The following is a 273-nucleotide window of genomic DNA, read 5'->3' on the forward strand; positions in this document are numbered from 1 at the left end:
ACGTTCATTTTGCAACTCTTCCTGCGCATGCATAGTGTCCTTCATCGATGCGTCAAGGGCTTCATTAAGACTGTCGCTTGCTAATCGCAAAGCCTCAATCTCATCCGCGAGTTGGTCGGCCATCTCCGCCGTCTCTGACTGGACACGCTCATGTTCGGCTCGTGCCACATCCAACGCATCACGTTCTGCTTTTAATCGTTCGTTAGCTAAACCTGTGGCTATTAACCAAACCTCAGCCATCATCCGCGCCGCAGCCTCATCCAATACTGGCGG

1 protein-coding gene is annotated in these 273 nt (G+C 52.4%); it reads right to left on the reverse strand.

Going from position 1 to position 273, the window contains the following annotated elements; all coding sequences use genetic code 11:
• The coding region (locus tag PPOP_RS18935; RefSeq protein ID WP_479691892.1) for a hypothetical protein at nucleotides 1–243 on the reverse strand (243 nt) is incomplete at its 3' end.
• Nucleotides 244–273 lie beyond the last annotated feature (30 nt).

Origin of the sequence: Paenibacillus popilliae ATCC 14706, from assembly GCF_000315235.1 — a bacterium.
In the GTDB taxonomy this organism is placed as follows: Bacteria; Bacillota; Bacilli; order Paenibacillales; family Paenibacillaceae; genus Paenibacillus_B; species Paenibacillus_B popilliae.